Origin of the sequence: Pandoraea pneumonica (assembly GCF_049918595.1) — a bacterium.
Lineage (GTDB): Bacteria > Pseudomonadota > Gammaproteobacteria > Burkholderiales > Burkholderiaceae > Pandoraea > Pandoraea pneumonica_A.
In genome coordinates, this window is record NZ_JBNCRZ010000008.1 from 245,768 (window position 1) to 259,095 (window position 13,328).

Sequence of the window (13,328 nt, forward strand, 5' to 3'; positions counted from 1 at the left end):
GTGCCGTTTTGCTTTTCCGCAACTACCTGTGCAAAGGCAGGTGCCGCGAGACTTATTGCGACGAAGGAACCGGCGACGAAGGAACCGCTTCCACCTTGCCGCCAAGCCGATCAGCCAGCGCGCGGCGAATCGATGCCGCGATACCCGTGGCATCGAGTCCGACCGATGCCAGTTGCTGCGCCGGCGTGCCTTGATCGATGTACTTATCGGGCAAGCCGAGTTGCAGCACCGGCACTTGTACGCCGTTCGCATTGAGGGCTTCGATGCATGCGGTACCGGCACCGCCCATCACCGCGCCTTCTTCCAGCGTGACGACGAGATCGTGCGTACGTGCCATCTCCAGCACGGTGGCTTCGTCGAGCGGCTTCACAAAGCGCATGTTGACCACGCTCGCGTCGAACTCGCCAGCCACCTGCTCCGCGAGTGCGACCATCGGACCGAAGGCCAGCACTGCCACACGACGCCCGGCAGGGGCGGCGCTTTGACGGCGCACTTGCGCGCGGCCGACGGGCAGCGTCGACAAACCCGCTTCCGTTTTCACGCCCGGGCCCGTGCCGCGCGGATAGCGCACCGCAGACGGCCCGTCGATACCGAGCGCCGTCTGTAACAACTGACGGCATTCGTTCTCGTCGGCGGGTGCCATCACCACCATGTTCGGGATGCAACGCAGGTAGGCGATATCGTAAGCACCGGCATGCGTCGCACCATCCGCACCGACCAGCCCGCCACGGTCGATCGCGAAGACGACCGGCAGGTTTTGCAGCGCGACGTCGTGAATGACCTGATCGTAGCCGCGTTGCAGGAACGTCGAGTAGATCGCGACAACAGGTTTGAGGCCTTCCGTGGCGATCCCACCCGCAAACGTCACCGCGTGCTGCTCGGCGATGCCCACGTCGTAGTAGCGCTCCGGAAAGCGTTTCTCGAACTCCACCAGCCCCGAGCCTTCGCGCATGGCGGGCGTGATGCCCACAACGCGTGAATCGGCCGCGGCGGCGTCGCAGAGCCACTCACCGAACACCTGCGTGTAGGTCTTCGCGGTGACCGTGCCGGGCGCTGCCGGACGAATGCCTTCGCTTGGATTGAACTTGCCCGGGCCGTGATACAGCACCGGGTCGGCCTCGGCGAGCTTGTAGCCGCGACCCTTGCGCGTCACCACGTGCAGGAATTGCGGCCCCTTGAGTGCCTTGATGTTCTCGAGTGCCGGAATCAACGCATCGAGATCATGGCCGTCGATAGGGCCGAGGTAGTTGAAGCCAAATTCTTCGAACATCGTGCCGGTCGGCGACACGATGGCTTTGGCGTGTTCTTCGAGCTTATGCGCGAACTCACGCATCGGTGCGGGGGCGTTGCGCAACAGGTTGCGCACGCTTTCCTTCCCGGCCGAGTAGAACTGGCCCGACATCAAGCGCGTAAGGTACTGATTGAGCGCACCGACGGGCGGCGAGATCGACATGTCGTTGTCGTTAAGCACAACGAGGAACGGCAAATCGTCGTACACGCCCGCGTTGTTCAGTGCCTCGAATGCTTCGCCTGCGGTCAGGGCACCGTCGCCGATCACGGCGATAGCGTGACGCTTTTCGCCCTTGACCTTGCTGGCGAGCGCCATGCCGAGCGCGGCGGAAATCGACGTGCTCGAATGGGCGGTGCCAAACGTGTCGTAGGGCGACTCGTCGCGCTTCGGAAAGCCCGACAAGCCTTGCCACTGGCGCAGCGTCGGCATCGCTTCGCGGCGTCCGGTCAGGATCTTGTGCGGATACGTCTGGTGACCCACGTCCCACACGATGCGATCGTTGGGCGTGTCGAACACGTAATGCAGCGCAATCGTCAGTTCGACCGTGCCGAGGTTCGACGACAGATGCCCGCCGGTGCGCGACACGTTGTCGAGCACACAGGCGCGCAGTTCGTCGGCCAGACGGCGCAGGTCGGCGCGCGAGAGGGCGCGCAAGTCGGCGGGGGAGCGGAGGTTGGCTAGGAGATCGGCCATGGCTGAGCGTCCGGTCCCGCTTACTTCACCAACTTGGCGAACGACGCCAGCAGGCGATCGATGTCGGCAGCCGTCAGGTTGCCCATCGTCGAAATGCGGAACAGTTCCTTCGACAAGCCGCCTTGACCGGCATAAATCACGAAGCCGTCAGCCTTGAGCCAATCGTGCAGGCGCGGGTAATCCACACCGGCGGGCAGCTTGTACGCGCGCAGCACGACCGACGATTCGTTCGACGGCAGCACGCTGTCCATGCCCAGTGCGGCGAGGCCAGCGCGTGCTTGTTCGGCAAGCGCACCATAGTGGGCGTGGCGCTGTTGCCAGCCACCGGCGTCTTCCAGTTCACGCAGTGCTTCGACCAGCGCGTAGTACGCGTGCACCGACGGCGTGAACGGCGTATTGCGCTCAGCTTGCAGCTTGGCGAGTCGGGCGATGTCGAGGTAGTACGTGCGGCTGAAAGCCTTGGCGAGCGCGTCCTTGCGCACCATCACGAACGACACGCCCGGCACGCCGTGCACGCACTTGTTCGCGGTCGCGGCCACGGCCACGATGCCCGAATCGTTGAAGTCGATGGCTTCGGCGGCGAAGCTGCTCACGCCATCGACCAGCAGGTCAATGCCGCGCTCGCGGCAGGCGCGCGCAATGCCACCCAGTTCGTTCAGGCGGCCCGTGGTCGTCTCGTGGTGAATGATCGCCACGTTGGTGTACGGACGCTCACCGGCGGCGTCGAGCTTCGCGACGATCTGCGCCAGATCCGGGGCCTGCATCCATTCGAAGTGGATGACGTCGTGATCGATGCGGTACTGCTTCGCGATTTGCGAGATGCGCTCGCCGTACACGCCGTTCTCCACGATCAGCAGGCGGCCATTTTCCGGCACGAGCCCCGCCGTCATGCTTTCAACTGCGGCGGTGCCCGAACCGGTCATCAGCACCGGCGTCCACACGGCAGGGTCGAGGCCGTAGACGGCCGTCAGACGTGCGCGGGCTTCGTCCTGCAAGTCGAAGAACTCGGGCTCACGGTGGCACAGATCGGGTTGCAGCAGGCTCTTGCGGACACGCTCGGTCAGGGTAACGGGGCCCGGATTCAGTAACAGCATGGCGAAGCTTCCTCGGCGGATATTGTTGTAAGGGGGATGCTCAGGCCTGAGCCTTGGCAATGTGATCCATCAGACGCGACTTCACGGCTTCGGGCGTGACCTTCGGGCGCGGCAGGCCGTCGGGCGTGCCGGGGCGCGTGGTCAGGCAGGCGAAGCGCGGGCCGTCAGACAAGCTCGTGGAGCGGCCATCGAACAACTGCTCGATGACGTCGAGCGTATCGCCTTCCAGCGCGAGCGCATAGCCGCTGGCTGCGGCCACACCGGCGAACGAAATCGTCGGCGAAACCGTCGCTTGTGCGCCGGTCGAGTCGTGCGATGCGTTATCGAGCAGCAGATGCACGAGGTTCGACGGGCCGTACGCGCCCAGTGTGGCGAACGCACCCATGCGCATCAAGGCCGCACCGTCACCGTCGAGGGCGACCACGCGCAGGTCGGGGCGTGCGAGCGCCAGACCGAGTGCCAGCGTGGTCACGCAGCCCATCGAGCCGACCATATACAACTGGTTGGCACGGTCGTCCAGCGCGTAAAGTTCGCGTCCGCAGAAGCCGGTTGAGGCCAGCACCACGGTGCCTTCGAGCGGCGTGTGAGCAATGACACGCTCCAGCGCGTCGCGGCGCGTCGGCAGGTCCGCCGGTGCCACGCCGCGCATGAGCGAGGCCGGGGCCGGCTGCGCCGGACGCGCGGGGCGTTCCGCTGGTTGCAGCGGGAACGGCGCCACGCTGCCTTTTTGCATCACGAGTGCGTAGGGGCGGCCCGTTTCGTCCATATGACGTACGGCGCGCGCCAGTGCGGGGGCAATCGCGTCCGGCTCGGTGGGGAACAACTCCCACGGCACTTCCATCAGGTCGAGCATCGCGGGCGTGATCGGGCCCATGAGCGCGTGTTGCGGCTCATCGGTGATGCCGGGCTGGCCACGCCACGTCACGATCAGCAACTGCGGCAGACGGAATGTCCAGGTGAGCGACGTGAGCGGGCTAACGGCATTGCCGAGGCCCGAGTTCTGCATCATCGTGACGGCGCGTGCGCCATGGCCTTCGCCAAGCGTGGCCCCCGCCGCGATGGCGACTGCGTCGCCCTCGTTGGCGGCCGACAGGTAATGCAGCGTCGGGTCTTGCAGCACGTAGTTGATGAACGGCGTGAGAAACGAGCACGGCACGCCGGTGTACCACGTGAAGCCGTGCGCACGCGCGGCTTCGACGAACTGACCTGCCTCAATCACCTTGCGCCTCCGCGTCGGCACCGCTGAACGGCGTCTGACCATGGGCGAAGTCCGCGGCACGGCGGAACTCTTCCATGTCGTTCACACCGCGCCAGTGGCCATGCACGTACTGCACTTCGATCTTGGCGCCGTCTTCGACCAGCGCATTGATCAGCTCCGGCATGCCGAGCTGATCGAAGTCCGCGCGGGCTTGCAGCGTGGTGAACACACGCTGGAGGTGTGCACGGCCCTCACCGCGCACGCCCAGCAGGCCGATCCAGCGGCCATTCGGCGTGCGACCAGCGTCGGTGGCGTCGCCGCTGATCTTCTCGAGCAGCACTTGTTGGCCGAACAGACCGCGATCGTCACCGGCCGAGCAGTATGCGAAGTCACGCACGCTGGCGTTGGCCGCATTGGCCGTCGTGGCCGCCGTGGAGTCGACCACCACGGTGATGTCGGCGTCGCTCTCGACCAGATCGCGCACGATGTAGCTGCGGAACAGCAGGTCGCCGTAGGAGATGACGGTGTCGTGTGCGAAAGCTTCGCTCACGCGGGCGAGCGAGGCGAGCTCACCGGTTTCGGCAAAGCGCTCGTTGATGGCCAGCGTGATACCGGCCGTGTCGATCGCGTCGGCACGGTAGCCGCCGACGACGGTAATGTCGTTCACGTTCTGCTTCTTGAAGCCGTCGACCAGCCAACGCAGCAGCGGCTTGCCGGCGACCGGCAGCATCACCTTCGGACGATCGGTCGTCACGCTCTCAAGGTTCTTGCCACGGCTTGCGGCGAGCACGATAGCCGAGCGCGGCGCGTTGGCGGCGGACAAGTAACGGTCTTCGGCTTCGGTGTACTCGTCGGCGTCTTGCAGTCGGAAGATTTCGTCGACGGTCGCGATGCGGTCTTCGACGTTGATAAGCGTCTCGCTGCGATGAATCTCGGCGGCCACTGCTTGCATGGCCGAGGTAGCCGAGCGAATCAGGTGGTTGGCCCAGATCACGACGCTGATACCGGCTTCGCGGAACACGTCGGTCGGCGTGCTGTAGTACTTGGTCGGCACGATCACCAGCGGGCAGCGGTTGTCCCACTCGCGGGCGAACTGCACGATCTCGTCGGCACGCTTAAGTTTGCTGTGAATCAGGATGGCGTCGGCACCGGCCAGACGATACGCCTCGGCACGGCGCAGGGCTTCTTCCATGCCCCAGCCAGCGATGAGCGCTTCGACGCGCGCGACGATCGAGAAATCGTCGTCGGCCTGCGAGTCTTTACCGGCCTTGATCTTGCCGCAGAACTCGTCGATGTCGGCGAGCGGCTGGCGCTCGCCGCCGATGAAGCTGTTGGTCTTCGGGAAGACCTTGTCTTCGATACAGACACCCGCAACACCGCGCTGTTCGAGCTTGCGCACGAGACGGCGCATGTTGTTGAAGTTGCCGTAGCCGGTGTCGCCGTCGAGCAGAATCGGCAGATCGCTGGCGTCGGCCATGAACTCGAGGTTATCGACGACCTGCGTCCAACTGGCTTCGTTGTTGTCGCGCACGCCGAACTGGGCGGAAATCGCGAGACCCGAAGCCCAAATGCCCTTGAAGCCTGCTTCGCGCACGATGCGCGCCGACAGGCCGTTGTGGGCTTCCATCAGGAATTCGAGTTGGTTGCTGCGCAGCATGGCGCGCAGCTGTGCCGCGCGCGTGGCGGTCGGCGGCAGGGTGAATGCGTCGGGAGCGTTCATTCGGACACCATCGTGAGCGGTTCGAGTTGCGGCAGCACCTGATCGGCGGCGCGCTTCACATCTTCGGGGTAGTCGATCTCGATCCACGGGAAGCCCGTGACATCGGCGGTCTCGAATTGCGCGCCGCGCTCGAGCAGCAGATCGCGCACGGCTTCTTCGTGCGGCATCTTGGCGCGGCCCGATTCAACGTAATCGCGCGTGATTTCGGCCAGACGCGTGGCGGTGGCTTCGTTGAAACGGAAGAAGCCGACCGATTCGCCCACCGTGTCGTATTCGAGGCCGACCATCACCTGCTTGCGCAGCTCGACCGGCACGGCGTCGCGCAGACACAGCTTCACGGGCTCGTCGCCCACTTCGAAGTCGCGGTCGATGAGCAGACGGTTGGCCGTTTTGCCCGCCACCAGCGCGTTGAAGATGCGCTGATCGTAGAGCACGTCGGCATCCATCACGAGCACGTCGCCGCCGGCCGTCATCGCTTCGGCGGCCGTGTGCAGCGTGAGCACGCTGCCGAGATGGAATTCGGGGTTCAGGTAAATCTTGGGGCGCGGCGTCCAGTTCAGGCGTTCGAGTTCCTCGCTCACCTGTTCGTGATGAAAGCCGAGCGCGAGCACCACGTCGGTGATGCCGGCCGCTGCGAGCATGCGCAGATGGCGCTCGAGCAGCGACATGCCGTCGAACTTGAGCAGGCACTTGGGCGCCTGCTTGTCTTCGGGCTGGAGCAAACGCAGGCCCATGCCTGCTGCGAGAATGATGGCCCGCATGGTCGGTATCCTTCTTTAGAGCGGTGCAGTATCCGTGGCCGGGGGCATCGACACGCTTTGTTGTGAGGCGAGTCGGCGGCGCCAGCCACGTTCGGAGAAATGCAGATAGACGAGGCCCGGCACGCCGAGCAGCAGCTCGCGCGTGCGTTTGGCCAGAGACAGGGCCAGCGCGGCATCGGCCGGCAGCCCCACGAGCGGTGCGAGCAGCAGGTAGCCGCCTTCTTGTACGCCGAGCGAGCCCGGCACGAAGAACGCAGCACCGCGAATGGCCTGACCCAGACTTTCGACGAGCATGGCGTCGACCCAGCTCACCGGGTGGCCGATGAATTGCAGAATCAGCCAGACTTCCGCCGTGCCCACGATCCAGCCCACCAGACTGAGCGCGAAGCTCGCGAGCACCTGGCGGCGCTGGCCGTACATGCGCTGCACGATTTCGTCGACGGCGTCGGCGCGGTCGAGCAGCGACGACCAGTCGCGCTTGGACGACATCTTCGAGAGCATGCGAAACGCCCAGCCGAAGATGCCGCGCCGTTGCGCGACATAGAACGCATAGAGCAGGGCGGAGATGAGGGCGGTAGCGAGCAGCATCGGGCCCCACAGGCCGCTGTTGCTGTCATGCGTGGCACTGATGCCAAACACGGCCAAACCGAGCAGCGCGAAGACGATTTGCGCCACGGCTTGCAACGTGGTGCTCACGGTGATGGCCGCTGCGGCTTCGCGCCCGGGCATCCCGCTTTGCTTCATTTGACGCACCATCGCAACCGGGCCACCGATCTGACCGGCCGGCAGCAGGCTGTTCACCGACTCGCCGGTCCAGCGCGTGAGTACCGCGCGGCGCAGCGAGCACGATTTCGCCACCAGCACCTGAATGGCGGCGGCGTCGAGCACCAGCGGCACCAGGTGGAACGCGGCGATAGGCAACAACCCCCAGCCGGCCATGGCCAGCGTGGACATCACCGAGCCCGCACCCTGCCAAATGAGCAGGGCGACGAAGAGGGCGATACCGAGGGTCAGAGATACGATGGCAGTCCGGTTCATTTAGCGTTTCGTCCGTTGCAATACCTGACGAAACACTTGCCGGAAACCGAAGTAAGCGATGGCGTCCTTCATGTTCGAAATGAAGCGCTGCCAAGTGCCCATGCGCGGGTCGGTCACGTACTCGAACGTGAGCGAGATTCGCTCCTCGTTGTCGCCGAGCGGCGTGATCCGGTGATGCAGTTTGTCCCCGTCGAAGAACACCAGCGCACCGGGCGGATAAGCCACGGCGCCATCGACTTGCGGCACGCCCGGATTGCGCGTGTGAAGTCGGTACTCGAGCTTGCAGCTCGATTGGTCCACCACGCCAAGCAGCAGCGTGTAACGGCGGCCCTTGTAGTAGGAGGTGTCGTAGTGCCAGCCGATGTGATCGCCCGGACGCGTGTAGTAATACAGTGCGTACGCATGCGGATCGTCCACCGGCGACGGCAGCAGTTTCTCGCCGGCCAGACGCTCCAGAAAGCGCATCAGGGCAGGCGAGCGGTACAACTCGGCCACGAACGGTGCAAGCTCGTCGAGCGTGTGACGGCTGACACTGCCGCCCTGCTTGTGGCCGGGAAGGTAGTTGCGGTTCACATTCGGCGTGACGGCGCGCGCGGCAGCGATCAACTGATCGGTCACCGTTTGCGGCAGAAACTTCTCGAGATAGATGAACGCGTCTTGCGACTTGAATTCGGACGTCACCGAGTTGAAGTCGATGGCATCCATCGCGCGCTCGATTTCGGCGTCGGCAGCGAAGGCCGCCGGGGCGAGCGGTGCGGCCGGGGCTTGCGATGCGTCGGCGGAGACGTCGCTCGCGGTTTTCGCGCTCGTCGCAGCGTCGCTCGACACCGGCAACGGACGGCGCATCACGCGCACATAGTCGGCGACGACGAGCAGCGCGAACAGCGGCGCGCCGATAGCGGCAGCGATCAGGAACCCGCGCGTGCCGTCGAACAGCGTGACGAGCGGCATCAGATACAGCACGTCTTCCGTTTCGAACCCGCCCACCGAGGCTTGCTTGGTGCCAGCTTTGCCCACGCGGTCTTCAATGCGCATGCGCAGGAAGAAGATCAGCGCGACAGCCACACCCGCCATCCAGCCGAGCCACGCGGCGGACACGGGCAAGCTGCCCGGCGCCACCGCTTCCACACCCATGCCGATGCCGCCAAAGAGCAGCACGGTCACGAACGCATCGGACGCGAGATCGTAAAGATGGCCGAAGCGGCTCGTCTTGCCGCTGATGCGTGCAAGCTCGCCGTCGGTGTGATCGATGAAGTTCGACAACACGAGCAACACCGCGCCAAGGTTGGCCATCGCATAGCCACCCTTCGCGAACGCCCACGCACACGCCAGCCCGACAATGAGTCGCAGCGTGGTCAGGTGGTTCGGGCTCACACGGGTGTTGATGAGCGGCGTGACCATCCAGCGCGCGAGTCGCGCATCGTATTGACGCGGGCGCGGCGGTACTGGGCGTGCAGTTTTGCTAGCGGCGGGCGCAGCAGCAGCCGCCGAAATGAGTTTCGGTATCGTTTCCATGAGGGGGGAATATATACCCATAAGGCGGTCATGTGCAGTGCACCTGAAACGCCTGTATTAACCGCGACAACGTTGGTGCTCACGGCATTGACGCGCGTGAAATGAGACGTATTGACGCGGGTGAATGGTCCCGGGGGCCCTGCTTAACACCATAGGTTATAAGCGAAGCGAATTCGCGATTATATTCCGCAATACTGTGTTTCGCTTTCGCACACAGTGGACGCGTCGATTTGACGCACGACACGAAGGAATCCCGAGAGTGCCTGTGTCATCGTGACGAAAAACGCAGCAAATCGACGAATTTTGCAAGATAAAACGACTATGAATCGGGATAGCGACACTGTCTCGATGCGCGGATAATGGCGGTCCCGTTGGTCATTTATGCGGTGTTATCCGACCCGCCTTCCCCCTATGTCCCAAACGATTGCCATTCTTACCGGTGCCTCGCGTGGCCTCGGTGCGTCGCTCGCCCGTGGTCTGCTTGCTCCGGGCACTCATCTCGTCACGCTGGCACGTCGCACCGATGACGACCTCGCGTCGCTTGCGCGCGAACAGGGCGTCTCCCTCGAGCAGGTGAGCGTCGACCTGTCGGATGCCGAGGCAGCCGCGAGTGTGGCCGAACGTATTTTCGCCACGCTGCCGCGCGACGCGTCGCGTTACCTGCTGATCAACAACGCCGGCACTGTGAATCCCGTGGCGAACACCGCGGCCCTCACCGACGTCGCCGCCATTGGCGCCGCCTTCACACTCAACGTGACGGCCGTGATGGTGCTGACCGCTCGCTTTCTCGCCGCGACCCAAGGTCTGAGCGTTCGCCGCCAGATCGTGAACATCTCGTCCGGCGCAGGCCGCAACCCGAATGCGGGTTGGGGCGTGTACTGCGCAACGAAGGCTGCACTGGATATGTATACGCGCGTGATCAACGCCGAACATCGCGAGCACGGCGTGCAGGCAGTCTCGATGGCCCCGGGCGTGGTCGACACGGGTATGCAAGAGACCATTCGCAGCAGCAGCGTCGAAAGCTTCCCGGCATTGGCACGTTTTCAGGAAATGAAGGCGACCGGCAAGCTGTCGACCCCTGAAGACGTGGCGCGCCGAATTCTGGCGTATACCGAACGCGACGATTTCGGTCAGACCGAGATCGACGACATTCGCAACTACAGCTAAGCGATACCGCTAAGTTCGCGCGGGGCATCGCCTCGCTCAACCGGGCGTTGAAAATCGAAAGGCACCGGCCGGCGATTGCCGGAACGGTGCCTTTTCGTTTGAATACCCAGGGCTCGCGCGGGCGCTACTGTTCGGTGCTGGTAATGAAAACCCCGCCGTTACGCTCCGGCGCGAACAAGATGAGCGTTGGCGCGTGAATGTCGAAGGCGCGTTCGCAGGCTTCGTTGTACGAGTCGAACTGCACTGCCCACGCGCCGTTTCGGACGTAACAGTGCGTGATCGAGTCAGTGCGACGGTCGAACTCCTGCCCAAGAAACACGCCCTGCGTGTAGCACCAGACAACGAACCCGTGAAAATCGGCCTGCTCCGGTGCACGGAACACCCGCCAGCGTGCGTCGTCCCGTCCCGACTGACGCGCCGTTGCGCCGGCGGCCCAACGCTCGAACCCGTCATGCCGTTTGTGTGGCTCCATTGTTGTATCCCCCTTTATGATGAAACGCCTTCTGGGTGTCGAAAACCGACACCCCTGAGCGTTTTTTCATAGTCGGAAGTTGTTCCCGGTATTTCTATCAGGCAATTCCGAAAAGCCGCGGGGAATTTCTCCAAAGAGCAATCGCTGGCAGACAACCTCCGTCAGTCGTAATGGATGGCTAGCCAGACGGTCGTTTGGCCTTGGGCGGTCCACTCGACGCGGTGGCGGCGGTGTGCAGCGATGGTCACGGCGTCACCGGGGCCGAGCGCGAGCGTTTGACCCGGCGCGTCGGCAAAGGCTAATCCTGCCGAGCCGCTGAGGACGACCACCCATTCATGCTGCGGCTGGTCGTACCAGAACCCGGCTGGCGATGCCTGCCCGGTGGAGACGATGCGCTCGACGCGCATCCCCGGGCGCGCGATCAACGTGTCGAACTGCTCCGCCGCCGCGGGGTCGGGGCGGGCGGGCAGACCGGCGAAGAGACAGGTGTCGGGCAAAAGCGGCTGTGCCATACGTTCTATGCGTTCGTTCATCGGGCGGGGATAGAAAGCATACACGTCGCGGCCTCGGCGTCAGTCGTCGAGGTTCTCATGCACGGCGGCGTCGCCACGACGCCAGTACGCCGCTGCCTTGACCCACTTCGGATTGAGTCCGCGCTCGCCCACCAGATGCGCTCGCACGGCCTTGGCCACGCCAGCTTCGGCGGCCACCCACGCGTGCAGATCGCCTGCGGGCAAGGTGGCAACTTGCAACGCGTCGAGCAACGCCGTGCTCTCGCCAGCCGATGCGCCGTCCCGATAAATCCACTCGACCACGACGTCGGCTTCGCTCGTGAAGCGCAGGCGGTCTTGTGCGCTGTCGACTTCGGCAAACACAAAAACCAGGGCGCCTGCGGGCAATTCGGCCAGTCGGCGCGAGATCGCGGGCAGTGCCGTGTCGTCGCCGATGAGCACATAGCCATCGAAGTTCATCGGAATGACGAACGAGCCACGCGGGCCGCCGACGCCGAGACGGTCGCCCGGTTTGGCGGCACGCGCCCATTGCGTGGCCGGACCCGATTCGTGCATGGCGAAATCGATGACCAGTGTTTTCGACGCCGCATCGAAGCTTCGCGGCGTGTAGTCGCGCATGAGGCGCGGCGCATCGCCGGGCGCAGGCTTGGCGACGCCCTCCGGGCCGACCTGCGGTATCGACAATTCACCGGTTTCCGGGTTCGGGAAGAAGAGCTTCACGTGATCGTCGAAGCCCGGGCTGCTAAAGCCTTCGAGATCGTCGCCGCCCAAGGTCACGCGCAGCATGTGCGGCGTAATCGATTCCACGTTGCGCACTTCCAGTAAGCGCATGCGCAGTTCGTGACGCACGCGGCGCGGCGTGCGATCGGGGGGGACGTTGAGTGCTGCGGTGTCTTGCATCAGAGTCGCTCCAGTTGTTGTGCGGCCGCGTCGAGAATTGCGGCGAATGCATTGGCTTGCTCGGTCGAGAGCGGTTCGCCGCCCAGACGCAAGTGCACCGCATATTTAAAGTTGTGCAGCGCGCGCATGACTTGCGGCGGCATGTCTTCGGAACGCTCGCGGCGCGTCGCCAGCCGGGCAAGAAGCTCCGTCACGGCGGCTTCGTTTTCCGCCAGGTATTCGCGCCCCGAGTCGGTGATTTCGTACGACTTGCGCTGGGTCTCGCCCGTGTTTTCCTGCACACGGATGTAGCCCATCTCTTCTAGCAGCGTGAGGGTGGGGTACACGACGCCAGCGCTCGGGCTGTAAGTCCCGTTCACACTTTCTTCAATCGCTTTGATGAGTTCGTAGCCGTGGCGCGGTTGTTGCGCGATCAGGTGCAGCAGCACCATGCGCAGCCCGCCGTGGCTGAACAGACGGCCACCGCCGCGTCCGCCGCGGCCTTCGCCACGACCTTCTCCATGCCCGCGGCCCCGGCGACCGTCGCCGAAACCGTCTCCGATGCCTTCGCCGCCTGCGCGACGTCCATGACGCTCGCCCCGGCGCTCGTCAAAGTCCATTCCGTCCAGGCCCAGCGGGCCTCGGCCCATGAAATCGCCACGTGATCCACGCATGATGCGACTCCTTCAGATGTAGTTAAGACGTGTTTACGATATATCTAAATTGCATCGATAGCCAAGTTTTTTCTGGAATGACCCTGCGCGGATCAGGGGAAAGGATGCGTCTGAGGGGCGTCGAAAGACGGTTCGAACGGGGAGGGCGTTGGACGGCAGTGACCGTAGGGGGGGGGGGGGGGGGGGGGGGGGGCGGGGGGGCGCGGGGGCGGGGGGGGGGGGGGGGGGTGGGTGGTACGGACGGGGGCGACGCACCCGCCCGGGCGGACGGAGAGAGGGCGGCGCGGCACCCCGGCGCGGGCACAGCAACCCCC

At 64.5% G+C, this 13,328-nt stretch carries 12 protein-coding genes and 1 pseudogene; 1 reads left to right on the top strand and 12 read right to left on the bottom strand.

Annotated elements, in window-relative coordinates; genetic code table 11:
* Positions 1-52 precede the first annotated feature (52 nt).
* The 8 genes and pseudogenes from dxs to ACPWR9_RS25360 all read right to left on the bottom strand — a co-directional run.
* Positions 53-1,984, bottom strand: coding sequence for a 1-deoxy-D-xylulose-5-phosphate synthase (gene dxs / locus ACPWR9_RS25325; RefSeq protein ID WP_426301804.1), 1,932 nt, complete (start codon positions 1,982-1,984; stop codon positions 53-55).
* Positions 1,985-2,004: 20 nt separating this feature from the next.
* Positions 2,005-3,078 (bottom strand): 2-aminoethylphosphonate aminotransferase, encoded by a 1,074-nt coding sequence (locus ACPWR9_RS25330; RefSeq protein ID WP_426301806.1) that lies wholly within the window; start codon positions 3,076-3,078, stop codon positions 2,005-2,007.
* 40 nt (positions 3,079-3,118) lie between these two features.
* Complete coding sequence (gene aepY, locus ACPWR9_RS25335) at positions 3,119-4,297, bottom strand: phosphonopyruvate decarboxylase (RefSeq protein WP_426301809.1); 1,179 nt, start codon at positions 4,295-4,297, stop codon at positions 3,119-3,121.
* Entirely contained in the window at positions 4,290-5,996 is a 1,707-nt protein-coding gene (gene aepX, locus ACPWR9_RS25340) for a phosphoenolpyruvate mutase (RefSeq protein WP_426301811.1), read from the bottom strand. Before aepX ends, aepY begins: the two co-directional genes overlap by 8 nt.
* Positions 5,993-6,757, bottom strand: coding sequence for an NTP transferase domain-containing protein (locus ACPWR9_RS25345; protein ID WP_426301813.1), 765 nt, complete (start codon positions 6,755-6,757; stop codon positions 5,993-5,995). Before ACPWR9_RS25345 ends, aepX begins: the two co-directional genes overlap by 4 nt.
* 15 nt (positions 6,758-6,772) lie before the next feature.
* Positions 6,773-7,795 carry a flippase-like domain-containing protein gene (locus tag ACPWR9_RS25350; RefSeq protein ID WP_426301815.1) on the bottom strand — a complete coding sequence of 341 codons (1,023 nt, stop codon included), beginning with the start codon at positions 7,793-7,795 and terminating at the stop codon, positions 6,773-6,775.
* On the bottom strand, positions 7,796-8,500 hold the full coding sequence (locus ACPWR9_RS25355) for a HalD/BesD family halogenase (RefSeq protein ID WP_426301847.1): 705 nt from the start codon (positions 8,498-8,500) through the stop codon (positions 7,796-7,798). It abuts the gene before it with no gap.
* 93 nt (positions 8,501-8,593) lie between these two features.
* Positions 8,594-9,310, bottom strand: a pseudogene (locus ACPWR9_RS25360) (CDP-alcohol phosphatidyltransferase family protein); the annotation flags it as partial.
* Between the two features lie 411 nt (positions 9,311-9,721).
* On the opposite strand from ACPWR9_RS25360, the gene ACPWR9_RS25365 reads away from it, so the two are divergent.
* A complete protein-coding gene (locus ACPWR9_RS25365) occupies positions 9,722-10,477 on the top strand; it encodes an SDR family oxidoreductase (RefSeq protein ID WP_426301817.1) in 756 nt (251 codons plus the stop codon).
* Positions 10,478-10,601: 124 nt separating this feature from the next.
* Here ACPWR9_RS25365 and ACPWR9_RS25370 read toward each other — a convergent pair whose 3' ends face one another.
* The 4 genes from ACPWR9_RS25370 to ACPWR9_RS25385 form a co-directional block, all read right to left on the bottom strand.
* A complete protein-coding gene (locus ACPWR9_RS25370; RefSeq protein ID WP_426301819.1) occupies positions 10,602-10,949 on the bottom strand; it encodes a hypothetical protein in 348 nt (115 codons plus the stop codon).
* A gap of 161 nt (positions 10,950-11,110) precedes the next feature.
* Entirely contained in the window at positions 11,111-11,461 is a 351-nt protein-coding gene (locus tag ACPWR9_RS25375; protein WP_426301821.1) for a cupin domain-containing protein, read from the bottom strand.
* A 60-nt stretch (positions 11,462-11,521) separates the two neighbouring features.
* The gene (locus ACPWR9_RS25380; RefSeq protein WP_426301823.1) at positions 11,522-12,361 is read right to left on the bottom strand and encodes a siderophore-interacting protein; all 840 of its coding nucleotides are present in this window, start codon (positions 12,359-12,361) and stop codon (positions 11,522-11,524) included.
* Positions 12,361-13,014: a PadR family transcriptional regulator gene (locus tag ACPWR9_RS25385; RefSeq protein ID WP_426301825.1), complete on the bottom strand. Its 654-nt coding sequence runs from the start codon at positions 13,012-13,014 to the stop codon at positions 12,361-12,363. Before ACPWR9_RS25385 ends, ACPWR9_RS25380 begins: the two co-directional genes overlap by 1 nt.
* Positions 13,015-13,328 lie beyond the last annotated feature (314 nt).